At 61.1% G+C, this 23797-nt stretch carries 18 protein-coding genes; 7 read left to right on the top strand and 11 right to left on the bottom strand.

The window, feature by feature from the left end; all coding sequences use genetic code 11:
• Nucleotides 1-45: 45 nt before the first annotated feature.
• From Q1W15_RS08910 to Q1W15_RS08895, 4 genes are all read right to left on the bottom strand, one after another.
• Nucleotides 46-3141 (bottom strand): MdtB/MuxB family multidrug efflux RND transporter permease subunit, encoded by a 3096-nt coding sequence (locus tag Q1W15_RS08910; protein WP_300726552.1) that lies wholly within the window; start codon nt 3139-3141, stop codon nt 46-48.
• Nucleotides 3138-4448 (bottom strand): MdtA/MuxA family multidrug efflux RND transporter periplasmic adaptor subunit, encoded by a 1311-nt coding sequence (locus Q1W15_RS08905; protein WP_300726640.1) that lies wholly within the window; start codon nt 4446-4448, stop codon nt 3138-3140. The genes Q1W15_RS08910 and Q1W15_RS08905 overlap by 4 nt, the downstream gene beginning before the upstream one ends.
• Nucleotides 4449-4624: 176 nt before the next feature.
• On the bottom strand, nt 4625-5125 hold the full coding sequence (gene tpx / locus Q1W15_RS08900; RefSeq protein ID WP_300726544.1) for a thiol peroxidase: 501 nt from the start codon (nt 5123-5125) through the stop codon (nt 4625-4627).
• Nucleotides 5126-5328: 203 nt separating this feature from the next.
• Nucleotides 5329-5997 carry a DUF3313 domain-containing protein gene (locus tag Q1W15_RS08895; RefSeq protein ID WP_300726541.1) on the bottom strand — a complete coding sequence of 223 codons (669 nt, stop codon included), beginning with the start codon at nt 5995-5997 and terminating at the stop codon, nt 5329-5331.
• Nucleotides 5998-6276: 279 nt separating this feature from the next.
• On the opposite strand from Q1W15_RS08895, the gene tal reads away from it, so the two are divergent.
• The gene (gene tal, locus Q1W15_RS08890) at nt 6277-7197 is read left to right on the top strand and encodes a transaldolase (RefSeq protein WP_300726538.1); all 921 of its coding nucleotides are present in this window, start codon (nt 6277-6279) and stop codon (nt 7195-7197) included.
• Between the two features lie 253 nt (nt 7198-7450).
• On the opposite strand, the gene Q1W15_RS08885 is transcribed toward tal, so the two are convergent.
• From Q1W15_RS08885 to Q1W15_RS08865, 5 genes are all read right to left on the bottom strand, one after another.
• Nucleotides 7451-8254: a class I SAM-dependent methyltransferase gene (locus tag Q1W15_RS08885; protein ID WP_300726535.1), complete on the bottom strand. Its 804-nt coding sequence runs from the start codon at nt 8252-8254 to the stop codon at nt 7451-7453.
• Nucleotides 8255-8323: 69 nt separating this feature from the next.
• Nucleotides 8324-10774, bottom strand: coding sequence for a TonB-dependent receptor (locus Q1W15_RS08880; RefSeq protein WP_300726532.1), 2451 nt, complete (start codon nt 10772-10774; stop codon nt 8324-8326).
• A 122-nt stretch (nt 10775-10896) separates the two neighbouring features.
• Nucleotides 10897-11868, bottom strand: a complete 972-nt coding sequence (locus Q1W15_RS08875; protein WP_300726529.1) for a FecR domain-containing protein — start codon at nt 11866-11868, stop codon at nt 10897-10899.
• The gene (locus tag Q1W15_RS08870; RefSeq protein ID WP_300726526.1) at nt 11865-12389 is read right to left on the bottom strand and encodes a sigma-70 family RNA polymerase sigma factor; all 525 of its coding nucleotides are present in this window, start codon (nt 12387-12389) and stop codon (nt 11865-11867) included. The genes Q1W15_RS08875 and Q1W15_RS08870 overlap by 4 nt, the downstream gene beginning before the upstream one ends.
• A gap of 137 nt (nt 12390-12526) precedes the next feature.
• Nucleotides 12527-13804 (bottom strand): serine/threonine transporter, encoded by a 1278-nt coding sequence (locus Q1W15_RS08865; protein WP_300726523.1) that lies wholly within the window; start codon nt 13802-13804, stop codon nt 12527-12529.
• Nucleotides 13805-14031: 227 nt separating this feature from the next.
• Here Q1W15_RS08865 and Q1W15_RS08860 point away from each other — a divergent pair, with 227 nt between their 5' ends.
• Nucleotides 14032-14562 (top strand): DUF4946 domain-containing protein, encoded by a 531-nt coding sequence (locus Q1W15_RS08860; RefSeq protein WP_300726520.1) that lies wholly within the window; start codon nt 14032-14034, stop codon nt 14560-14562.
• 4 nt (nt 14563-14566) lie between these two features.
• Here Q1W15_RS08860 and Q1W15_RS08855 read toward each other — a convergent pair whose 3' ends face one another.
• Together Q1W15_RS08855 and Q1W15_RS08850 are read right to left on the bottom strand one after the other, a co-directional pair.
• Nucleotides 14567-15526 carry a zinc-binding alcohol dehydrogenase family protein gene (locus Q1W15_RS08855; protein WP_300726517.1) on the bottom strand — a complete coding sequence of 320 codons (960 nt, stop codon included), beginning with the start codon at nt 15524-15526 and terminating at the stop codon, nt 14567-14569.
• A gap of 79 nt (nt 15527-15605) precedes the next feature.
• Nucleotides 15606-16388, bottom strand: a complete 783-nt coding sequence (locus Q1W15_RS08850) for a helix-turn-helix transcriptional regulator (protein ID WP_300726514.1) — start codon at nt 16386-16388, stop codon at nt 15606-15608.
• Nucleotides 16389-16538: 150 nt separating this feature from the next.
• Between Q1W15_RS08850 and Q1W15_RS08845 the strand changes: the two genes are divergently transcribed.
• The 5 genes from Q1W15_RS08845 (at nt 16539) to glgX (ending at nt 23598) form a co-directional block, all read left to right on the top strand.
• Entirely contained in the window at nt 16539-16985 is a 447-nt protein-coding gene (locus Q1W15_RS08845) for a DUF411 domain-containing protein (protein WP_300726512.1), read from the top strand.
• Between the two features lie 410 nt (nt 16986-17395).
• Complete coding sequence (glgA, locus tag Q1W15_RS08840; protein ID WP_300726509.1) at nt 17396-18964, top strand: glycogen synthase GlgA; 1569 nt, start codon at nt 17396-17398, stop codon at nt 18962-18964.
• A 50-nt stretch (nt 18965-19014) separates the two neighbouring features.
• A complete protein-coding gene (gene malQ, locus Q1W15_RS08835; RefSeq protein ID WP_300726506.1) occupies nt 19015-21096 on the top strand; it encodes a 4-alpha-glucanotransferase in 2082 nt (693 codons plus the stop codon).
• Between the two features lie 80 nt (nt 21097-21176).
• Complete coding sequence (locus Q1W15_RS08830; protein WP_300726503.1) at nt 21177-21398, top strand: DUF2934 domain-containing protein; 222 nt, start codon at nt 21177-21179, stop codon at nt 21396-21398.
• Nucleotides 21399-21444: 46 nt separating this feature from the next.
• The gene (gene glgX, locus Q1W15_RS08825) at nt 21445-23598 is read left to right on the top strand and encodes a glycogen debranching protein GlgX (RefSeq protein ID WP_300726500.1); all 2154 of its coding nucleotides are present in this window, start codon (nt 21445-21447) and stop codon (nt 23596-23598) included.
• Nucleotides 23599-23797 lie beyond the last annotated feature (199 nt).

Here is a 23797-nt window from a genome sequence, read left to right as displayed (position 1 = left end):
ATATCTGGCTTCTAACTTGTCGCTTGAAGCTTGCAACTACCCTGCTCATACCTGCACCTCTTTCGAGCCCGTCTTGCGCCAGCGCCGTCCCATCCGATCAAAGGCCAAGTAAATGACAGGGGTCGTAAACAGGGTTAACACCTGGCTCACCAGCAAACCGCCGACCATCACCAGGCCCAGCGGCTGACGCAATTCAGCCCCGGAACCGGTGGCCAGCATCAGCGGCACAGCACCGAACAGCGCGGCCAGCGTGGTCATTAAAATGGGCCGAAAACGCAACAGCGCCGCCTGATAAATCGCCTGTTCCGGGGCCATGCCCTGATTGCGTTCCGCGTCGAGGGCGAAGTCGATCATCATGATCGCGTTCTTTTTCACGATACCGATCAGCAGGATGATGCCGATGATGGCGATCATGCCCAGGTCGTTGCCGGTAAGGATCAGCGCCAGCAAGGCTCCTACCGCCGCCGAGGGCAAGGTCGAGAGGATGGTGATCGGGTGAATGTAGCTCTCGTACAGCACGCCCAGCACGATGTACATGGTGACAACGGCCGCCAGAATCAGCAGCAAAGTGCTGGACAGCGACGCCTGAAACGCTTGCGCCGCGCCCTGGAATTCGGTGCGCACCCCCACCGGCATGCCGATGTCTTTTTCCACCTGACCGATCAGTTCCACCGCGTGCCCCAGCGCAACGCCGGGGGCGAGGTTGAACGACACCATGACCGACGGGAACTGACCGATATGGGACACGGCCAGTTGCGCCTGACGTTCTTCAATCCGGGCCAGGCTCGACAACCGCACTTGGCCGCCATCGGTGGTTTTAACGTGGATCTGGTCCAGCGATTGCAGGCCGATCTTTTCACCGTCTTTGGCCTGCAACACCACGCGGTATTGGCTGGCTTGAGTATAGATCGTGGAGATCTGGCGCTGACCAAAAGCGTCATACAGCGCGTCAGTGATCGTGGCCACAGTCACCCCCAGGCGCGAGGCTGCATCCCGGTCAATCACCAGGTACACCTGCAAGCCCTTGTCTTGCAGGTCACTGGCCACGTCGCGAAGCTCCGGCTGGTTGGACAAGGCCGTGACCAATTTCTGGCTCCAGGTGCTCAGCAAATCGGCATCCGGTGACGACAGGCTAAACTGGTACTGCGTGCGGCTGACACGGTCCTCGATGGTCAGGTCTTGCACCGGCTGCATAAACAGTTTGATGCCGACTTGTTGATCGAGCAGCGGCTGCAGGCGGGCAATCACATCGCTGGCGCTTTCGCTGCGCTCGCTGTGGGGCTTGAGGTTGATCAGCATGCGGCCGCTGTTGAGGGTCGCGTTATCGCCGTCCACCCCGATATAGGACGACAGGCTTTCAACCGCCGGGTCCTGCAGGATGAGCGAGCCCAGGGCCTGCTGACGCTGGCTCATGGCAGTGAACGAAATCGATTGCGGGGCTTCAGAAATGCCCTGGATCACGCCCGTGTCCTGCACCGGGAAGAACCCCTTGGGCACCACCATGTACAGAACCACCGTCAACCCCAACGTACCGATGGCCACCAGCAGCGTTAGCGGCTGGTGCTTGAGCACCCAGCGCAACATGCGCCCGTATTCGGCGATCATCCAGTCGATGCAGGCACCGCTGGCGCGATAGAACCGACCCTGTTCATGTGCCTTGGGTTCAGCCTTGAGCAAGCGCGCGCACATCATCGGTGTCAGGGTCAGCGATACCACCAGCGACAGCAAAATGGCCACCGCCAGGGTAATCGCAAATTCGCGGAACAAGCGCCCTACCACGTCAGCCATAAACAGCAACGGGATCAACACCGCAATCAGTGACAGGGTCAGCGAGATCAAGGTAAAGCCGATTTGTTTGGCCCCCTTGAGCGCCGCCTGCATCGGGCTGTCACCTTCCTCGATATAGCGCGAGATATTTTCCAGCATGACGATGGCGTCGTCGACCACAAACCCGGTGGCAATGGTCAAGGCCATCAAGGTCAGGTTATTGATCGAGAACCCCGCCAGGTACATCACCCCGAAGGTGCCCACCAGCGACAGCGGCACAGCAATCGAAGGAATGATCGTGGCACTGGCCCGGCGCAGAAACAAAAACGTCACCATCACCACCAAGGCAATGGCGATCAGCAATTCGTGTTGCACATCGCGCACCGAGGCGCGGATGGTTTGGGTGCGGTCAGTGAGCACAGTCACGTCAATACCGGCGGGCAGGTTGTCGGTGATGCTCGGCAGCAGCGCCTTGATGCGGTCCACCACCTCAATCACGTTGGCACCCGGCTGGCGCTGGATATTGAGCAACACCGCCTGGTTTTCATTGGCCCAGGCCGCCAGCCGTTCGTTCTCGGCACCGTCAACAATTTCGGCCACGTCCTTGAGCCGCAACGGCGCACCGTTGTTGTACGCCAGAATCAACTCGGCGTACTCCTGCGGTGTTTTGAGCTGATCGTTGGCATCGAGCATCGACACGCGCGTCGGCCCGTCAAAGTTGCCCTTGGGCTGGTTAACGTTGGAGGCACCGATCAAGTTACGCACGTCGGCCAGGTTCAAACCGTTGGCGGCCAGTGCCTCGGGGTTGACCTTGATGCGCACCGCCTGGCGCTGGCCACCGGCAATGCTGACCATGCCGACCCCGCTGATCTGGGCAATTTTCTGCGCCATGCGGGTGTCAACCAGGTCATTGAGCTTGGGCAACAGCATGGTTTTGGAGGTAATTGCCAGCGTCAGCACTGGCGTGTCGGCCGGGTTGACCTTGTTGTACACCGGCGGCGCAGGCAAGTCCTTGGGCAACAGGTTACTGGCGGCGTTGATCGCGGCCTGCACCTGTTGCTCGGCGACATCCATATTGATGTCGAGGTTAAAACGCAGGGTCAGCACCGACGCACCGCCGGAACTGGTCGAAGCCATTTGCGTCAGCCCGGGCATTTGCCCGAACTGCCGCTCCAGCGGGGCCGTGACCGCACTGGTCATTACATCCGGGCTGGCACCGGGGTACAACGTCATTACCCGAATGGTCGGGTAATCGACTTGGGGCAAGGCCGATACCGGCAACAACCGGTACGCGATGATCCCGGACAGCACGATGGCCAGCATGCACAGCGTGGTGGCGACCGGTCGCAGGATAAACAGGCGCGACAGGTTCATGGGTGCGCCTTACCCTTGCCCTGGCCCGCGGCAGGTGCCGCCGGGGTCTCGGCGGCCGAAGCGTCCTGACGCAGACCGGTCGCCGGCGCGGGCACCGCCGTGCTGTCATTGACCACTTGTGCCGCACTGCCATCACGCAGGCGATCGGTACCTTCCAGCACCACGCAGTCACCGGCGTCCAGGCCCTCTTCGACCACCGTCACATCGCCATCAGTGGCACCGACCTTGATGCTGCGGATTTTGACTTTTGAGTCGCCGTCCATTGCATACACAAACGTGCCGTTGGTACCGAACTGAATGGCCGGCGTCGGCACCAGCAACACACCTTTGAGCGTGTCGGCCAGCACGTGCACATTGACGAACTGATTGGGGAACAGGCGCTGGTCGCGGTTTTCAAACAGTGCCTTGAACTTCAGGGTACCGGTGGTGATATCGATCTGGTTATCGATGCTGCTCAACACACCGGTGGCCAGCTCTTGGGTATCGCCACGGTTCCAGGCCTGCACGGGCAATTGCGCACCACTGCGATAGCGTTCCAGGACCAGCGCCAGGTTGTTCTCGGGCAAGGTGAAACTCACCACAATGGGCTCGGTTTGCGTAATCACCACCAGGGCGGTGGTGTCGTTGGCACTCACCAGGTTGCCCACGTCCAGTTGGCGCAGGCCCACGCGGCCGCTGATCGGGGCACGGATGCGCGTGAATTCGAGGTTAAGCTTGGCGTCATTGACGGCCGCCTGGTTGGTTTTGACCGTGCCCTGGTACTGGTTGACCAGCGCTTCGGCGGTGTCCAGGGTTTGCTTGGCAATGCTGTCCTCGGCGTACAGGCCGCGGTAGCGCTGCACATCGACCTGAGCGTTCTTCAACTGCGCCTGATTCTGCAACAACGTCCCTTCCGCTTGCAGCAAGGCATTCTGGTAGCTACGTGGGTCGATCTCGGCCAGCAACTCACCGGCCTTGACCATTTGCCCTTCCTTGAAATACACCTTGATCAACTCACCGGCGACACGGCTGCGCACATTAATGGTGTTGAGCGCCGTCACCGTGCCCAGGGCCTTGTAGTAAACAGGGAAGTCGCCCCGCGTCACCTCGGCGACCCGCACCGGCACGGCCTGGGTAGACCCGCCAAACCCCGGGCGCATCATCCCCGAACGGCCAGCCTGGCCTGCGGGTTGTGCCGTCTGTGCTTTTTTCGCGTCTGACGGCCACCACCACCAGCTCACGCCAAGAGCAATCAGCAAGACCAGCAGGCCAACCAGCCAGCGACGAGATTTAGGGGAAACAGACGAATGCATTGAGTGATCAACCAGTTGGGCGCGAGCGCTTATTGTCAGGAGGCTGAACGATAAGCAGTGTCGGCGGTTATGAAAAGGCTCTTTACCGGGTATTTACGTTGTAAGGGGGCGAGCGCCCTGAATTGTGTCATGTACAAAAAAAAACGGCCCGGCACTCTCGTGCCAGACCGTTTACCGTCACGCGGCGCGTGTTACTTCAAAACAGCCAGCGCTGCTTCGTAGTCCGGCTCTTCAGCGATTTCCTTGACCAACTCGCTGTGCAGCACGTTGTCATTAGCGTCCAGCACCACAACGGCACGGGCGGTCAGGCCTTTCAGCGGGCCGTCAGCAATGGCTACGCCGTAGTTTTCGATGAACTCGGCACCGCGAAGGGTCGACAGGTTCTGAACGTTTTCCAGGCCTTCGGCACCGCAGAAACGTGCTTGAGCGAACGGCAGGTCAGCCGAAATGCACAGCACCACGGTGTTGTCCAGATCGTTGGCCTGGGCGTTGAATTTACGCACCGAAGTCGCACAGGTCGGGGTGTCTACGCTTGGGAAGATGTTCAGCACTTTGCGCTTGCCCGCAAAATCGGCCAGGGTTACGTCGGCCAGATTGCCCGCCACCAGCGAAAACGCCGGGGCCTGGGTACCCGCTTGTGGCAAGGTGCCGTTGACTTGAACAGGGTTGCCTTTAAGCGTCACTTGAGCCATGAACAATGTCCTTCTTAACAGTTTTTTGAAGAGGCCGAAGTTAAACACGAATACCGCAGACGACCTATGGTCCGCGCCTAATTTCATCATGGCCAGGGTGACAAATAGTGGATGCCTTCCACATCATCAGTCATTGCCTACGCATAGACATATATTTTGCCCACTTTTTATGACGCCTGTGCGTAGCACGGTGCCTCAGACCTTCACGGTTTCAGTTTCAAATACGACTGGTGCATATCCGATGCCCAACCATCAATGACCGCCTTCACGTCATCGGCCTGCATCACCTGGCTTTCGTTTTTCAAAGGCTTGCCGATGCCCTTGCGCACGACCTGGGCAACCACCTTCTGGCTGCCCCCGTCGATAAACGCCGCTTCCGTGGCGAGCCCGGTTTCCTGATCGCGATGCCCGGAGGCTGTCGTGACCGCGGCGGCGACCAGCGCCACCGGGATGTACTCATAAGGTTTGAGCCCTTCGGTTTTGCTGCTCACGGCCGTGATGGCTGGCCGCACCACAAGCACACCCGGGCCGGGGGCACTGGCCTGCGGCAACGACAGGCTCAGCTCACGCTTTAAGGCCTGGTCGTAATAATCGGTCATTGCGGTCATTGAGTTGAGCGGAATGTTGGCCGTCGGTTGAGGGGCGGGGTAAAACTGACTCGGTTCCACATAAAAATGGGTGTAGTGCTTGTTTTTGATATCAGGATCGACCCAACGCATTACCTCGGCGCCGGAAGGCGATTTCGCCTCTTTAAGGCGGCTGTAATCCTTTAGAAACCCGGAATATTCATCCGGTTGCTGGACCTTGCTGGCACAGCCCACGACCCCGATCGAGGCCATAACCACCATACCCATCATCATGCGAAGCTTCATGCCGGAACTCCTGTAGTGCGCACATGTGTATAAACGCGGACTGTCAGAATAGCCAACCCTGATAAGAACGTGGCCAATCGTGCTGTCTTTCCTCAGCAGGAAGGCTCCCGCCCGCACATTAAGGAAAATCACCCGGCAGCGTAAGAAACGATCAATTCAGGCACAGATTTAATCGCACACAAGTTGCGCTTCAAGTGACTTCAGCGGCATGCTGATAGCCACACTTTTTTGACCGACGACACCTTTCATCTGTACTGCCACTTGCCAACAGAGACGCTCATGACTTCCAAGCTGGAACAACTCAAGCAGTTCACCACCGTGGTCGCAGACACTGGCGACCTCGACGCGATTACCCGCCTCAAACCCGTGGATGCCACCACCAACCCTTCCCTGCTGCTCAAGGCTGCTGCATTGCCCGGCTATGCCGAACTGCTGAACAACGCCATCAGCCATGCCAAGGGCGATGTGGGGCTGGCCAGCGACTTGTTCGCGGTGTCGGTGGGTAGCGGTATCTTGAACGTGATCCCTGGGCGTATTTCCACTGAGGTCGACGCTCGCCTGTCATTCGATGAGCCCGCCCTGCTGCAAAAAGCCCACCGCCTGATCGAGCTGTACGACAAGGCCGGCGTAGGCCGTGACCGTGTACTGATCAAACTGGCGTCCACCTGGGAAGGCATTCGCGCCGCCGAAAAACTGGAAAAGGACGGAATTCAAACCAACCTGACCCTGTTGTTCTCGTTTGCCCAGGCTGCCGCCTGTGCCGACGCCGGGGTGTTTTTGATCTCGCCGTTCGTGGGCCGGATTTATGACTGGTACAAAAAATCGACCGGCATTGACTACCAGGGCTCCGATGACCCGGGTGTGCAATCCGTCACCCGCATCTACAACTACTACAAGGCTAATGACTTCAAGACCGTGGTCATGGGTGCCAGCTTCCGCAACCTCAACCAGATCGAACAACTGGCCGGCTGCGACCGCCTGACCATCAGCCCTGAACTGATTGAAAAGCTGGCTCAGGAAACCGGCACGCTGGAGCGCAAACTGAGCCCGGGCAACGACGGCGAACCGCGCTTGGCACTCAATGAAGCGCAATTTCGTTGGGCCTCCAACGAAGACGCGATGGCCACTGAAAAACTGGCCGAAGGCATCCGCCAATTCGCCCGCGACCAGGAAAAACTCGAAGCGCTGCTCACCCGATAATCCACACGCTTTCTCACCATCACGTGAGGGAACGCGCTTGCTCGTCATCTTTTGACCTTTAAAAGATCGCGAGCAAGCTCGCTCCTACAGTGCATGTTTTTGCCCCTTTAAGCCACGCTGACCGAACGCAGCAAGGCCTGTAGGAACGAGCTTGCTCGTGATCTTTTGATCTGGCTTTTGATCCAAGCCCCCCCTTTAAACCACGCTGGCCGAACGCAGGTTTTGCGCAATGGCACGGCGTAAAGCCGGAACCTTAAGTGGCCGTGACCGCAGCAATGGATAAGCCGAGCTTTTCAGCCACGAAAGCTGAGGTGATGTACGGCACGCTGACGTCACCGCCGTGGTTTAACGCCGGTTCGCTGGCCACCAGTTCGCGCACGCGTGCTTCCAGTTTTTCGCGGTCGGCCGGGGCCAGGGCCGAAACGAAGCTGGTAGAGCGCACGCGGTTGAATATCACGTCTTCCACCGGGCCGGTGTGCAACTGGCTGAAGGTTTGCGCCTGCAGCGGGCCAAACCCGTCAAACGGAAACGCCGCACGCCACGCCCCGGTGTAAAAGCGCGGCGCGTCGCCCTCCCATTGGTTGACCCGGGCATCCAGTTCCGCCACCCACGGCACGCGCGCATCGCGCAGGTTCCAGATCAGCCCCAGACGGCCGCCCGGCTTGAGCACACGGTGTATTTCAGCCAGCGCCGCGTGATGGGCAAACCAGTGAAACGCCTGTGCGCACACCACCCCATCGACGCTGGCATCCGGCAAAGGAATAGCCTGCGCCGTACCTTGATGCGCCTCGACCCCAGGGTACGTCGCCGTCAGTTTGTCGAGCATGGCCCGCACTGGCTCAACCACGATCACTCGGGCACCCGTCTGAATCAGCCGCGGGGTGAATTTGCCAGTGCCCGCACCCAACTCCAGCACGGTTTTTCCCGGTGCCAGAGCCAGGGTGTCGGCCAGCCACTGCGTCACCTGCGGCGGGTAGTCGGGGCGCCCGCGTACATAAATGTCAGCACCCCGTGTGTAGCCGTCTGCAGCTGCTTTATGAACGCTTGGTTCGTTCATGATGTGTCTCCGGTTTGAGCGTGTTGTTCTACCCTAGCCCATTCAGGCAGACCCTTCATGAAACCTGCGTCAGAAGCTGTATTTCATGCCCACCATCACGTTACGCGGGTCGCCATAGTAGTAGGTCGAATACAGGCCATAGCCGCTGAGGTATTCGCGATCGAACAGGTTATTGACGTTGACCGTGGCGCTGAGGTTCTGGTTGATGTCATAACGCGCCATCAAGCCGACCACGGCAAAGCTGCCCTCCTTCGCTTCGGTTTTGATGGAAGCGTCCAGCTCGCTGTAGGTGGAGCCTTGCCATGACACGTTACCGCCCACGGTCAAGTCCTTGAAGTCGCCGTCCAGTGCATAGCTGGTGGAGAGTTTGAACAGTTGCTCAGGGTGGTTGCTGTTAATGCGCTTGCCTTCCTTGTCCCGGGGCTGGGCGTAGGTGTAGCCCGCCAGCAATTGCCAGCCGGGCAGCAATTCACCCGAGATTTCGGCTTCGAAACCTTTGGTTTTGGTGCCGCTGATGGCCTTGTAAGCATCCTGGCCATTGTCGCGCATGCCGTCGTATTCGGCGTAGTTGTCCTGCTTGATCAAAAACACCGCCAGGCTGGTGTTCAACGCTCCGCCGAAGTACTCGGACTTCAAGCCCGCCTCGTAGCTTTGCCCGGTCATGGGCGCGAGCAGGCGGTCTTCGCGGTCGAAGTAGCTTTGCGGCGTGAAAATATCGGTGTAGCTGGCGTAGACCGAGTGGTTTTCCGTCAGGTCGTAGACGATCCCGGCGTAGGGAATCACTTCGCCGGTTTTCTTCGCGTTATCCGTGTCGGGGGTCACTTGCGCCGCGTTGTAGGTCATGGTCCCTTTACGGTCGTAGTCCACCACCCGCGTGCCCAGAATTACCGATAAATCATCTGTCGGCTTCAGGCGTAAAGCCGCGTAGGCCGAGGACTCCTGGGTTTTGTACCGTTGCTTCAGGCCCTGCGTCAGGCCGCTGGGGCGCGGCGGGTCGTTGTTCCAGTTCAGGTAGTTGACGGTGATGTCATCGGCGTTGATCGCCAGGTAATCGGAGCGACGGTTGCTGACGTTCATGCCAACCACCAATTCGTGGGTTCGACCCAGGAGCTCAAATGGCCCGCTGGCGTATGCGTCCAGCGTATCGGTGTTGATCTGGAACGATTTGGTGCCGCTCATGAACTGCGCTTCGCCCGTGGCCTTGTCCGGGAATGGGCCCCAGCCGATCAGGTTGCCCTGGAGCTGGTCAGTGTTGCCCTTCCAATGGCTGGCCTCGACCTTCAGCACCCAATCATTGTCAAAGCGCTGATCCACCCCAGCGAAGTATTTGGTGCTTTCGCTGTCGGCATACGCCCACTTGGCCGCCGGGTTCATCGACCGTTTGAAGTGGGTGCGGCTGCCATCGGTGTAGTACAGCGGCAATTGGCCGAAGCTTGAGCCGTTGGCGTTGATGCGCTGGTAGTCGATACCGGCGTACAGCGTTGTCGCGTCCGTGACGTCGGCTTCGCCAATGGCGTAAAACACGTCCTTGGTGGCGGCGTAGCGGTCGATAAACGAACGGCCATCTTCGCGAGCCGCCACCACGCGCCCGCGCAGCGCGCCGTTGTCACTCAAGGGCCCCGACAGGTCCATTTCCGTGCGATAGCGGTCCCACGAACCGCCGCTGCCCAAGACGTAGCCCTGGAATGTTTTGGTCGGGCGCTTGCGCACCAGGTTGACTGCCCCCGAAGGGCTGCCTACGCCGCTCATCAAGCCCGTCGCGCCGCGTACGACTTCAACGCGGTCATAAATGGCCATGTCACGCAGGCCCAGGCCATTGGTGTTAGTGGTGAAGTCTGAGGTGGGCACGCCGTCGTACTGGAAGTTATCCAGGCTGAAGCCACGGGCGTAGAAGTTGTAGCGCTCACTGTCGTCGTGCATCACGGTGATACCGGGGGTCAGCCCCAACACGTCGGCGATGCTGCCCAACCCTTGGTCGGTCATTTGTTGGCGGGTGATGACCGTGACCGATTGCGGCGTTTCTCGCAGGGACAGCGGTAGTTTGGTCGCCGTACTGGCTTGGCCCGTGGTGTAGGAATGGCTGTTTTCCGTGGTGCTTCCCAGTGCCAGCCCGGTGACGCTGGTGGCTTGCAGTTGTAATTGGCCTTCGCCGCTGGTCAGCGGGTACAACGTCCAGACACCCTGAGCGCCTTCGCTGGCTGTCAAGCCGCTGCCACTGAGCAAGTGGTGCAAGCCTTGGGCAATGTCATAGCGGCCTTTAAGCGCAGGGGCCTGTTTGTTTTTCACCACTGCCGGGTCGTAAGGCAACGAAATCTCGGCTTGCTGGGCAAAGCGATTGAGCGCCTCGTCCAACGGCCCCGCCGACACATCAAAGCTGTGCTGCGCGCTGACCGACGCGGCCACGCTCAGTGAAAACGGTTGTGCGGCAGCCAACACACCGGCCCCCAGCAGTACAGCCTGCAAAGCCAGCGCCAGGCGGCTGTGTGAGGGTAAGTAAGGGGTGCGAAAAACACGGGACATGGGGCACGAGCTCCTGCAATTAAAAGGTCTTATGCCTGTTTGTCGAAGGACGCCGCAAAACCCGCAAAGTATTTTGATAATTATTCGTATTGATAAGGGCCGGCCGGCGCGAGAGGTGCCGGTTAAACCGCCACGATCCGCGTCCAGAAACGCGTGCGCCGCTCAATGCGTACCGGCAAAGATTGGGTCAGGCCTTCCAGTGCCGGGTCGATGCGGTCCAGTTGGAACACCCCCGACACGCGTAAATCGCCCACGGCCGGGTCGCACTGCAACCAGCCGTGGCGGTAACGCGCCAATTCCCGGGCGAGGTCCGCCAAGCGCATCTGCCGCGCTACCACGGCTCCCTGGGTCCAGCCACTGGCGCTCATCACGGGGGCCGCTTGCAGCCGAGCGGTATCACGGTCGATCAGGTACTCCTGCCCGGCGGACACGCGCACCGGCCCGGCCGCAGGCAAATGAATGGCCACCCCTCCCTCTTCGACGTTCAGACGCGTTTGACCCGCCAGCTGACGCACGTCGAACGCGGTGCCAAGGGCCAGCAAGCGGGCCTCGCGAGTCTGCACCCAGAGCGGCCTGTGCCCCGCCGCCACGTCAGCGCCCGTGCGGATAAACAGTTCGCCTGCGCGCAACACGATCAATCGTTGTTGCGCATCGAACAGCACATCAGCAGCGCTGTCGGTATTGAGCTGCAAGCGCGAGCCATCCGCCAGGTCGAAGCTTCGCCGCTCACCCACCCCGGTCGCGTAGTCAGCCCCCAGGGAGTGCCAGGGTTGCTGCTGGACCACCCAACCGCCCGCCCCGACGCCCAGCGCGCCCACACCCAGCACCTTGAGAGCCTGACGCCGCGAACGCAGGCGTTGGCTGCCGGCCAGGGTATCGCGCGCCACCCGCCCCGACAGGTGAGCGGCCTGGCGAAAGGTGGACTCGGTCACTTGCAAGGCTTGCCAGGCCGCCTCGTGGCTGGGGTGAGCCGCGCGCCATTGGTCGCAGGCGGCAAACACGGACGGCTCGGCCGCCCCCGACTGCAGCTTCACCAGCCAGTCGATGGCTTGGTCCAGCACGCCTGGCGCAAAGTCGACAGAGGGGCCGCTCATGGCGTGTGCCGCGCCACATAACAATGGCGAATGGCCGTCGCCATGTACTTTTCAACGGAACTGAGGCTCACACCCAACTGCTCGGCTATCGCCTGATAGCCCAGGCCTTCAAGGCGTGACAGTAAAAAGGCCGTGCGCACCCGGGGTTTGAGGCCATCGAGCAGCGCTTCGAGGCGGGTCAGGGTTTCGAGCAAAAGCAGACGCTCTTCCGGGGACGGGACCTCGGGTTCGGGCAGGTGCGCAATCGCGTCCAGGTACGCCCGTTCCACCTGCTGACGGCGATAGCGATCAATCAACAAACCCTTGGCGATGCTGCTCAACCAGGCACGCGGCTCGCGCAGCGCGGCGACCTGCTCGGGCTTGCGCAGCACATACACAAAGGTGTCCTGCGCCATGTCAGCGGCATGGTCACTGTCGCGCAAGCGCTGGCGTAGCCAACTCACCAGCCAACGATGATGGTTGCTGTAGAGATCGCGCACGTCGGCGTGCAGCAGCGATGAATTCGTCGGGGATGGCGACACTGTGACCCTCGGCGCGTACGGGGAATATTATGCGAATAAGAATGGGTCGCAATCATATTCCTGGTACAGGCCATACTCAAGTCCTACACAGCGTGATGCCAATGCCGCCGCCAGGAACGGCGGCGACACACATAGCGTCAAGGGATCAGCGCATAGACCAACGATGAAATCGCCACCAGGCCAATCACGGTGACAAACACATTGGAAACCCGCCCCGAATACTTGCGCATGGCCGGTATGCGGCGAATGGCGTACATCGGCATCAGAAACAGGATGGCCGCAATGACCGGGCCGCCCATGGTTTCAATCATTACCAGAATACTGGGGTTGAGGGTCGCGACCGCCCAGCACACCACCAGCATGAAAGCTGCGGTCATGCGGTCGAGGTTTTTCGCACCCGGGCGTTTGCCCGTTTTCAGCACCAGGCCTTTAAGGCCCTCGCTGGCACCGATGTAGTGCCCCAAAAACGACTTGGCAATGGCCACGAATGCAATCAGCGGCGCGGCAAAGGCAATGGTCGGGTTGCTGAAGTGGTTGGCCAGGTACGACAGGATCGACAGGTTCTGCGCCTTGGCTTCGGCCAGTTGGGCTGGCGACAGGGTCAGCACGCAACTGAACACGAAGAACAGCACCATCACCACCATCAGCAGGTGGGCGCGCGACAGGATTTGCGAGCTGCGTTCATCAGCGTGCGCCCCGTAGCGGCGCTTTTGATCGACCGCAAACGCCGAGATGATCGGTGAGTGGTTGAACGAAAACACCATCACCGGGATTGCCAGCCACAGCGTGTGCAGGAACGCCGACGGCTCGGGTACGGTGCTGGCCGTGGACAGGATGCCGCCGTTCCAGTGTGGAATCAGGAACACCGCCAAGAACAGCAGCGCCACGATAAACGGGTACACCATCATGCTCATGGCTTTGACGATCACCTGCTCGCCGCAACGCACCACGACCAGCAGGCCGAGGATCAGCACCAGCGACAGGATTGCCCGAGGCGGCGGCGTGATGGACAACTGATTGAGCATAAAGCTGCCCACCGTGTTGGTGAGTGCCACGCTGTAAATGAGCAGAATCGGAAAAATGGCCAGAAAGTACATCAGCGTGATCACGGCCCCGGCACCCAGCCCGAAATGCTCCTCGACGACGTCGGTGATGTCTGAGCCGTCGCGCCCGGAGAGCACAAAGCGGGTCAGGCCCCGGTGGGCATAAAAGGTCATGGGGAATGCCAGCAACGCCAGTATCAATAACGGCCAGAAACCGCCGAGCCCTGCGTTAATCGGCAAAAACAAGGTACCTGCACCAATCGCTGTGCCGAACAGGCCCAGCATCCAGGTGGTGTCATCACGGCTCCAGCGGCTTAAAGTAGCCGGGGCTGCGTCGAAGCGTTCATCGACGCTGTTGGCCTGGTCATTCATCCGGTCAAATCTCCGCTAGCCGGTCGTTACCACGCGCCGGGGCGGTAGAAAAAACACCTTACAGACAACGCCCCGGCCATAAGAGGGGCGCGATTGTCCGGGATTAGGCATAAGAAGCAAAGAGTTAGCTGAGCAACGGTGCAAATGATATGTACTCATAAAGCAACACCTTGACACTAATTGATACACTATAACCGCCCTCGAATGGCACCAAAGGCTTGTCAACCATGACTGTTTTAACCCGCCACACCGCGTTTATCGGGCTGTTACTCGCCTGTTCAGTGCCCGCGGCCCACGCCGACGGTTTAACCATCACCTGGCCAGGCGGCTGGGAAGTTCAGGCCGTGCCGCCCGTCGCCGATACGCAAACCCAGCGTCAGCGGGCCGTGAAAAACGACGCGCAGGGTGATCCGTTGATGGTGATGGAACTGACGCAGACCACGCTGGCCCCTGAGCATCAGGTGAAAATGGACGCGGTGCTGATGCAGATGCGCAAAGCCTTGCAACAGAACTTCGCCAAAGGCGGCTACCAAAGCGCCTGCAGCAAAATTCGCAGCAGCACGCTGGGCGGTCTGCAAGCCCTGGAAACCACCTGCAAAATCACCCAGAACGGCAACCACGTCATCACCCAGACCCTGGTGGCCGCCACCCGACAAAACAGCGCCTATGCCTTGTCTTACGCAGGCTCGGCCGACGGGTACAGCGCCACCAAGGCTGAAGTGCAAGGCATTCGGGCCAGCCTGCACTTGGAGCCCTAAGCATTTACAGGGTCAGCACCACCTTGGTGCTCACACCGGCATTGACCCTGGCGTATGCACTTAAACCGTCCTCCAGCGCGGCCTCTTCGAGCTCGACGGGCAGCGCCAGCACCCCTTGGTCGACGTATTGACCGAAGGTGTCCAGCATCCGTGCGCACTCGGCGCAGCTGTACAACAGTGAATTCACACCGATCAACGTACCGCCCTTGCGGTACAGCGCCAGGGCCGGTAGCTGCACATGACCGTCCAAAGGCGCGGCAATGATGGCCACCCGGCCAAACACCGCCAGGGCTGGCACCGCCGCAGGCAACCAATGCCCGGTGGTGTCGAAAATCACCTCGGCCCCTTGCGCAAAAATGCCAGTGACCTGTGCCGCCAAGGCTTCAGGTTCGCCCAGCAGCAGCGCCTCTATGCCTTGCAGCGCCAGCGCCTTGACCTGGTCGACCCGACGCACCGCCGCCAGCACTCGGGCACCCAGCACTGCTGCCAGCCCCAGGGCGGCCGTGCCGACGGCCCCGTTGGCTCCTATCACCAGCAAACGGGTACCGGGGCCGACACCACTGCGTTGCAACGCATCCCACGCGGTGGTGTACGGCACGCCCAGGCTGGCGGCTTGGGCAAAGCTCAACGCCGGCGGTTTCAGCGCGACACCGTCGGCCGGCAAGGTCAGATACGCCGCGTGCGAGCCGTCCCGGTAAAATCCCAGTTCCTTGCCGGTGCCCCATACGGCTTTGCCCACTAGCGCTGGCGGGCCTTGCACCACCACACCGGCGAAATCGCGGCCCGGAATACGCGGCACCGTGGTGTAAGGAAACCGCCCCAGCACGTTTTTGACATCGCTGGGGTTGAGCCCCGCCGCGTACACCTGCACCAGGACCTCACCCGGCTCAGGGACGGGCACCGGCACCTCCACTAAACTGAGCGCAGCCAGGTCGCCTGTGCGGGAAAATTGCAGTGCTTTCATGTCTAGCCCTCCGAGGCCTTCAGGATGGGCGCAGTGTAGGGCGGGTAAAACGGGGTCATCGGCCAATCACTTCGGCCTGTCAGTCAACCTGCACTGCGCCTGCTTCGGCATACCGTGAAGGGCTTACCCCCAATTCTCGACGGAACATATCGCTGAAACTGCTGGCCGAGTAACCCAGTGAACGCGCGATCTGGCTGACCGGCGCACCCTGAATCAACTCCGCCGCCGCGGTAGCCAATTGCACCTGCCGGCGCCACTGCACAAACCCCATGCCCAAGGCCCGCTGGAACAGCCGCGCCAGGGTTCGCACACTGGCCCCCGCGCACTCGGCGTGCTGCTCGAAAGCAATGTCCAGCGACGGGTTGGCCATTACCGACTGGCACACCATCAGCAAGCGTCGGTCCACCGTGTCGGGCATCGACACCCTGAGCAACGTGCGCCGGGCGCGTTGCAACTCCAGCAGGGTCAGGTTCAGCAGCGCCTCAGTGTAGGCCGCCGAGGTGTCCGTCTGTTCCACCAGATGAATGATCAGCTCGCGCAATAAACGCTGTACTTCGATGACCTGCACGCGTGCATCGAGGGTGACGGCCAATGCGGGGGGCAGGTAGATATTGCGCATCTGCAAGTCCGACACCACGCGAATCCCGTGGGGCACGCCCGGCGGCAGCCAGACAGCGCGTTGCGGCGGCACCGCCAGGGCTTCATCCGGAGTATCGACCCACATGACCCCGCTGATGGCATAGAGTAACTGGCCCCATTCATGGTGATGCGGTTCAATGTACAACCCGCGCGGGTAGGTTCGCGCCAAGGGTTGAACCGACACGGCGGGGTCAGATAAATCAGGCGGAGCAGCGAGAGCCATAGGTCACACGCGTCAAAGAAGTATGGCCTTATGTTACCTGAGCGTGTTTGCCCGCCCGCGCCCCCACCTGACAAATCTGTCATCAGCCGCTCATCTACCTGACAGCCCACACCGTTCAGGCTGGCATTTTTTGACCAAACGAGGAACCCGATGAATAACCCACTGCGCCTTGCGGCCCTCTCGGCCCTGCTGCTGACGTCGATGGCTCACGCCGCCGAGCCGCTGACCATCGATGTGCACCGTGACGCCCACTGCGGCTGCTGCAAGCACTGGATCGCCCACCTGCAAAGCAATGGCTTGAAGGTCATCGACCATGTGGAAGACGACATGAGCCGCGTCAAGGAACAGCTCGGTGTCGAACCGCGACTGGCGTCCTGCCACACGGGGGTTATCAACGGCAAATTTGTGGAAGGCCATGTGCCGGCCGAGCACGTGATTGCCCTGAGCACGCGCGCCGACCTCAAAGGCATTGCGGTACCTGGCATGCCGATAGGCTCGCCGGGCATGGAAATGGGTGACCAGAAAGATGCCTTTCAGGTGATCGGTTTGCGCAATGATGGCCGTGATGAAGGGGTGGCGACTTACCCGGGGCATTGACCCGGCCACCTCCTGCGCGATGGCGTATGCCCGGTACAGCCGGGGCTGAGGTTTTATGATCGCTGCGCCATCGGTCGCGGCCTCGCGACGACACCCGCAGTTCGTCGCTTGAAGCCGTTGTAATAAGCATTTTCTCTGCCCACTCGTATATCTCTCCTACACTCCACGCTGTCGCAAAGTGCGCGGCAGGATGCCGTGCGGTTAAAACGAACTTTCGGTACCCGAGGCAGGTCACCTGTAAGGCAGATCGCACTTTATGGTGCGTTCTTTGCAGTGTTGAACCTACCCGTTGAGCCGACACGCCATCGGGCGCTTTACCCTTTCGTGCAGGGCGTGTGTCGATGGTCAGGAAGCGGTTTTCCCCCGATCGGACAAACATCAGGCAGAACACAGACACACGGGAGAGAGCCATGATCAGTGCTGCAGCGCCACATCAGGATGATCGCTTCACCCCCAAGGCCCGGCACACGGTGTCATTGCCCGGCCTGACACCTGCCTTGAAGGCATCGCTGCCCGTTGCCAGTGGCAATCGCGCTAAAAAGAAAGTGCTGTTTGTGACCTCGGAGCTGGCCGACCTGGTGAAAACCGGTGGCCTGGGCGACGTGTCGGCCGCACTGCCGCGCGCCATGCGCCACTTGCATGACGTGCGGGTGTTGATCCCCGGCTACCCGCAAGTGCTCAACAGCGATAACCCGATTCATATCATTGCGGCACTGGGCGGCCATGCGGCCTTGCCCGCCTGCAAAATAGGGCGCATGGACCTCAAAGACGGCCTGGTCATTTATGTGCTGATCTGCCCTGAACTCTATGAGCGTGAGGGCACGCCCTACGGTGCCAACAACGGCCGCGACTGGCCCGACAACCATATCCGCTTCGCCCGCCTGGGCCTGGCCGCTGCCGACATCGCCGCCAACCTGGCGCAGATTCACTGGCAGCCCGATTTGGTGCACGCCCACGATTGGCCCGCCGGGCTTGCTCCCGCCTATATGCACTGGCGCGGCCAGCGCACGCCCACCCTGTTCACCATTCATAACCTGGCTTACCAAGGTGTGGTCAGCCTGGCCTGCTGCCCGGAACTGGGCATACCGCCCCATGCCCTGCAACAGGAAGGCATGGAGTTCTATGGCAAATTGTCCTTCCTCAAAGCCGGCATGGCCTACTCCAGCCATATCACGACGGTCAGCGCCACGTATGCGCAAGAAATCACCACCCCGGCCTTTGGCTGCGGGCTGGACGGTTTTTTGGCCAGTAAAACCCAGCAAGGGCTGCTTACCGGTATTCCCAATGGCATTGATGAGAGCTGGGAGGCGTCGACCGACCCGCACCTGGTCGCCCCGTTCAGCATCGGTGACTGGGCGGGCAAAGCCCAGAACACGGCCCATGTGCGTGCCCTCTTCGAGCTGGAGCCTTCCACGGGGCCGTTATTCGCGGTGGTGTCGCGGCTGGTCTATCAAAAAGGCCTGGACCTGACCGAAGCCGTGGCTCCGTTTATCGTCGCGGCTGGCGGGCAAATCTGCGTCATTGGCCGGGGCGAGCCTGAAGAAGAACAGGCCATGCGTGAACTGGCGCTGCGCTTTCCTGGCCATATCGGCGTGCGCATCGGCTTCAATGAAACTGACGCGCGGCGCATGTTCGCCGGCAGCGACTTTCTGCTGATGCCTTCGCGCTACGAGCCCTGCGGCTTGAGCCAAATGTACGCGCAGCGCTTTGGGTCACTGCCGGTCGCCCGCAACACCGGCGGCCTGGCCGACACCATTGAAGACGGGGTCACCGGCTTTCTGTTTGACGAGTCCACGCCCGACAGCTTCAAAACAGCGCTGAGCCGGGCCTTCAAGGTGTTTGCCTACCCCGCGCTGTTCAACGCCATGCGCTGCCGTGCAATGGCCGCGCCCTTTAACTGGTGCCAGGCGGTTGAGCCCTACGCCGAGTTGTATGAACAATTGGTTGCTCAATCCATGGTGCGATCCGCCACCCCCTAAACGGGCGACACGCCGCTCAGAACCGACCGCCCACCCCACAGGGAGCCCTCATGAGTGAAGCGCAATTGGAAGTACTGGCGGGCCGGGCCGGGCTGGCCGTTGACTGGATCGATGCCAACGGCCAACCCCAGCGGGTCAAACCCCACGTGCTGCAAGCGGTACTGGCCGGTTTGGGCCTGCCTGCCGACAGTGCCGAAAGCATCGAAACCAGCCTGCTTAACTTGCAACTGGAGCAGCAGAACAAACGCTTGCCACCGCTCCTGACCGCCGACGTGGGCAAGGCTCTGGACCTTTCCCGTTATTTCAATGCCCACACCTATTGCGTGGTGCAACTTGAGAAGGGCGGATCACTGCCTATTCAGCTGGATGCCGACGCCGTTTTGCCGGGCATGATCCCCATCGGCTACCACCGGGTTCAGGCGGGCGATCAGCACTTCACGCTGGCCGTGGCTCCGGCCAGGTGCTACAGCGTGGGCGACGCCTTGCATCAATCAACACCGCGCACCTGGGGGCTGAGCGTGCAACTTTATTCGCTGCGCCGCGCCGGGGACGGCGGGTTCGGCGATACCCAAGCACTGGAAACCGTGCTGCTGGCCGCCGGCGAACGCGGGGCCGAAGCACTGGCAATCAGCCCGCTGCACGCCATGAGCAGCAGCACACCCGAGCAGTACAGCCCGTACTCACCGTCCAGCCGATTACTGCTTAACTACCTGTATGCCTCACCCGCCAGCATCCTCGGTGATGAGGCGGTCAACCAGGCGATCGCCGCCACAGGCCTGGCCGACCATCTGCAAGAGCTGGAGCAGTTGCCCCTGATCGACTGGCCCGCCGCCACGCGGGCCAAGCAGGTGCTGCTGCGCCAACTGCATGACGACTTTGCCCGCGACGATCACCCGCTCAAACACGATTTTCAGCGCTTTCGTGACACGGGCGGCGAAGCCCTGGAAAACCACTGTCGCTTCGAAGCCCTGCAAACAGTAGCCGCCACCGAAGGCCTCAGCCTGGACTGGCGCAACTGGCCTGAGCCATGGCGCAACCCCGACAGCCCGGCCCTGCTGCAGTTTGCCGAGGAACACGGGCACCTGATCGCCTATTTCGCGTTTTGTCAGTGGCTGATGGCCCAATGCCTGGACCGTGCGCAGGCCACGGCCCGCGCCAGCGGCATGGCGGTGGGCTTGATTGCCGACCTGGCCGTGGGAGCCGATGGCGCGGGCAGCCAGGCCTGGTGCCGGCAGGACGAACTGCTGGCCCACCTCACCGTGGGAGCCCCGCCCGACCCGCTCAACCGGGCAGGCCAGGGCTGGGGCATTTCAGCGTTTTCGCCCGAAGGCCTCAAACGCAACGGTTTCCGCGCCTTTATCGAAATGCTGCGGGCCAACTTTGCCCATGCCGGAGGCCTGCGCATCGACCATGTACTGGGCCTGCAACGCTTGTGGGTGATGCCGGTGGGGGCTGCGCCCAGCGAAGGGGCCTATTTGTATTACCCGGTGGATGACCTGCTGCGACTGGTGGCGCTGGAATCAGTGCGCCATCAAGCCATCGTGCTCGGCGAAGACCTGGGCACGGTGCCGGACGGCCTGCGGGAAAAGCTCAGCGAGCGGGCCATCCTCGGCATGCGCGTGCTGTTGTTCGAACAGGATTACGGTGCCCACTTCAAACCCATTCTCGCCTGGCCGGACGATGCACTCGCCACCACCAGCACCCACGACCTGCCCACCCTCAGCGGCTGGTTGCACGGTCGCGATATTGACTGGAACGAACGCCTGGCCCTGATTGACCCGGTCACGGCCAGCCGCTGGCGGGAAATACGCCAGCGCGAATGCGAAGGGCTCAATGAGGCATTGCGCCGGGACCCGCAAAATTTCCAGGAGGACACTCAAAGCAACGCACCGACGCTCGACGCCAGCATCCGCTACCTGGGGCACACCCGGGCACCGCTGGTGCTGTTGCCCATTGAAGATGCGTTGGGCCTGGAGGAACAAGCCAATTTGCCGGGCACCATCAGCGGCCACCCCAACTGGTGCCGACGGCTACCCGTAGACAGCAGCGTGCTGCTGGAGGCCATAGACGCTACTGGGCGCCTTGAACGGCTGGCGTGTGCCCGTTTGCAAGCCTGGGAGCGTGATCGCTGAAGCCACAGGCAACAGCGTCGACGCGCTGAACTCAACGCACCACGATCACTGGTTTCACCCACTCGTTCAGGAGCATTGCCATGCATCACGACAACACGCGTATCCGTGAATTTGCCTACCAGATCTGGGAATCGGAGGGCCGGCCCGAGGGCCAACAAGCCCGGCATTGGGACATGGCGGTAAAACTGGCCGCTGCCGAAACACTGGCCACACCTGGAGCGAAAACGCCCGATGCCAAGCCAGCGGGCAAGCCCCCCGCAGCCAAAAAGCCCCGCGCCCCGCGCAAACCGACGGCGTCTTGAGGCCCGCCCACGCGGGACTACCGTTCACTGTTTGAGGGTATCGTTCATGAACCAACACACCTCAGCCCCGGGCCCTTCGCGGATTCGCGAAGGGCTGCCCTTTCCGCTTGGCGCGACCTGGGACGGTTTGGGCGTGAACTTTGCGCTGTTCTCGGCCAATGCCACCAAGGTCGAACTGTGCCTGTTCGATGCCGCCGGCGAGGTTGAACTGGAGCGCATCGAGCTGCTGGAGTACACCGACGAAACCTGGCATGGCTACCTGCCGGACGCACACCCCGGGCAAGTGTATGGCTATCGGGTACACGGCCCTTATGATCCGCAAAACGGCCATCGCTTCAACCCCAACAAACTGCTGATCGACCCCTATGCCAAACAACTGGTGGGCGAACTGACGTGGTCCGAGGCGCTGTTTGGCTACACCATCGGCCACCCCGATGCTGACCTCAGTTTCGACGAGCGTGACAGTGCGCCCTTTGTGCCCAAGTGCAAAGTGATCGACCCGGCCCACACGTGGGGTCGTGATCATCGACTGAACGTGCCGTGGGAACGCACGCTGATTTATGAAGCCCATGTGCGCGGCCTGACCATGACCCACCCCGCAGTGCCAGAGGCCGTGCGCGGGACCTTTGCAGGGTTGATGGTTGACGACGTGATCGAACACATCCGCACCCTGGGCGTGAGCAGCATTGAGTTGTTGCCGGTGCACGCCTTCGTCAACGATCAGCACCTGCTGCAAAAAGGCATGACCAACTACTGGGGCTACAACAGCATCGGTTTCTTTGCCCCCGACCCGCGTTACCTGGCCAGCGGCAACATTGCCGAGTTCAAGGAGATGGTGGCGCACCTGCATGAAGCCGGGCTGGAAGTGATCCTCGACGTGGTTTACAACCACACGGCCGAAGGCAACGAACAAGGCCCCACCCTGTCGATGCGAGGTATCGACAACGCGTCGTACTACCGCCTGATGGCCGATGACAAACGCTACTACATCAACGATTCCGGCACCGGCAACACCTTGGACCTGAGCCACCCGTGCGTGCTGCAGATGGTCACCGACTCGTTGCGTTACTGGGCCCATGAAATGCACGTCGATGGGTTTCGTTTCGACCTGGCCACCATCCTGGGGCGGTATCGGGAAGGGTTTGACGAACGCCACAGCTTCCTCGTGGCTTGCAGGCAGGACCCGTTATTGCGCGAAGTCAAACTGATTGCCGAACCTTGGGACTGCGGCCCCGGCGGCTACCAAGTGGGTCACTTTCCGCCGGGCTGGGCAGAATGGAACGACCAGTTCCGTGACACATTTCGCGCGTTCTGGAAAGGCGACGAAGGCCAGTTGCCCAACGTCGCTGCACGCCTGACCGCCTCGGGCGACCTGTTCAACCAGCGCGGGCGCAGGCCGTACACCTCGGTCAACTTCATCACCGCCCACGACGGTTTTACCCTCCACGACCTGGTGTCCTACAACGACAAACACAACGAGGCCAACGACGAAAACAACCAGGACGGCACCCACAACAACCTGTCCTGGAACCACGGTGTGGAAGGCCCCACCGACGACCCCGACATCACGGCCCTGCGCCAGCGCCAGATGCGTAATTTGCTGGCATCGCTGCTGCTGGCCCAAGGCACGCCGATGCTGGTGTCGGGCGACGAGTTTGCCCGCACCCAACACGGCAACAACAACGCCTATTGCCAGGACAGCGAGATTGGCTGGGTCAATTGGTCGCTGGATAGCCAAGGCACCTCGCTGTTGGCGTTCGTCAAGCGCGTAATCGCGTTGCGCTGGCACTACCCGGTGCTACGGCGCGGCTTGTTTCTGGTGGGGCATTACAACGAAGAGGTGGGGGTCAAGGACGTCAGCTGGCTGGCCTCGTCTGGGGAAGAAATGAGCATTGCGCAATGGCACGACCCCGAGGGCCGCTGCCTGGGCATGTTGCTCGATGGTCGGGCACAGGTGTCGGGCGTGCAACGTGCGGGGGCGGATGCCACATTGCTGATCGTGATCAACGCCCACTTCGAGGCGGTGGACTTCACCCTCCCCCCGGTAGCGCAAGGGGTTGGCTGGGCGTGCCAGCTCGACACCACCGACCCGGACACCCAAGGCCCGCGCGACCTGGCGTTCAACACCCCCTACCACATGACCGCGCGTTCGCTGGCGTTGTTGGAACTGCAACCGGCCGACGCCCCCTGTAGGCGTTGACGAGCCATGCGAGGCTACGTCCGGCGACGCAGTCGTCGTAAAACCAGACAGCGCGGTCTACCTGCCTGATCCGGGACTCAGGATTTACGATCGCTGCGCAATCGGACGTAGCCTCGCACAGCTCGGCAACTGCTACGGAGCACGTCGCACGCGCTATTGATCTTGATCTTCAGGCCCCTTTCGGCAGGCCGAGAGCAGG

It is taken from the genome of Pseudomonas sp., assembly GCF_030150285.1.
GTDB lineage: Bacteria > Pseudomonadota > Gammaproteobacteria > Pseudomonadales > Pseudomonadaceae > Aquipseudomonas.
Note: the sequence above shows the minus strand (reverse complement) of the source record. Positions and strands in the feature narration are given on the sequence as shown.